This window comes from Oleiphilus sp. HI0125 (assembly GCF_001635355.1).
In genome coordinates this window covers 1-1,250 of sequence record NZ_LWGF01001235.1, presented here as the reverse complement: position 1 = coordinate 1,250, position 1,250 = coordinate 1, and the positions used below count along the sequence as shown (strand labels likewise).

The 1,250-nt window shown below is 43.9% G+C and carries 1 protein-coding gene; it reads right to left on the bottom strand.

Annotation, left to right across the window (positions count from 1 at the left end):
* A partial coding sequence (locus A3762_RS21550; RefSeq protein ID WP_068757575.1) for a rod shape-determining protein occupies window positions 1–984 on the bottom strand: 984 nt, incomplete at its 3' end.
* Window positions 985–1,250 lie beyond the last annotated feature (266 nt).

Here is a 1,250-nt window from a genome sequence, read left to right as displayed (position 1 = left end):
ACCGCCGCCACGAGCAACACATGTCAACGGATCTTCAGCAACGATAACTGGTAAGCCAGTCTCTTCGCTTAACAAACGATCAAGACCGCGAAGTAGTGAACCACCGCCAGTTAGTACGATTCCTCGTTCAGCAATGTCTGAAGCAAGCTCTGGTGGAGATTGCTCAAGCGCGCCTTTCACAGCTTGAACAATTGCAGCTAGAGATTCTTGTAACGCTTCTAAGATTTCGTCACTATTTAAAGTAAATCCACGAGGAACACCTTCAGCTAGGTTACGTCCACGCACGTCGATTTCACGAATTTCCAAGCCTTCGTAAGCACAACCAATCTCTTGTTTAATACGCTCTGCTGTCGCATCACCAATTAAACTACCGTAGTTGCGACGCACATAAGTCACAATATTTTCGTCAAAGCGGTCGCCACCGACTTTAACCGAATCTGCATAGACGATACCGTTCAATGAGATAATCGCGATTTCAGTTGTACCACCACCGATATCAACGACCATCGAACCACTCGCCTCTTCCACAGGTAATCCTGCACCAATCGCTGCAGCCATAGGCTCTTCGATCAAATACACTTCACGTGCACCGGCACCTAATGCAGATTCACGAATCGCTTTTTGTTCAACTTTTGTAGAACGACTTGGTACACAGACCAACACGCGCGGACTCGGCGTAATAAAACTATTCTCGTGAACCTTATGAATAAAATGCTGAAGCATTTTTTCAGTTACTACGAAATCTGCAATCACACCATCCTTTAACGGACGAATTGCAGTGATGTTTCCGGGGGTACGACCAAGCATTCGTTTTGCTTCGGCACCCACCGCAGCAACACTTTTTTGAGCGCCCGAATTTCTAATCGCGACAACAGAAGGTTCATCTAAAACTATGCCGCGTTCGCGCACATAAATAAGTGTATTTGCAGTCCCCAAATCGATCGACAGATCACTTGAAAACATGCCTCGTAGTTTCTTAAGCATGGAAGGAATTCAACCTGAAGAATTTATGAATATAATTATCGCGTAACTTTAACAATGGCGCGGTACTAGAGCAAGAAACAAAAGCTTCATTTAGACCTTATTGCAAACAAGATAACGTTCAGCCATTGCTCCGTAAGATTCCCGCTAAACATTTGATCATTTTTCACCCATACATTTATGTCCTTAGTGCGAAAGTTTGCATTTCTATGCAAATTCATTCCTTATTCGATTCGCGAGCATATCCACTTTTTATAGCTAAGTGGTAT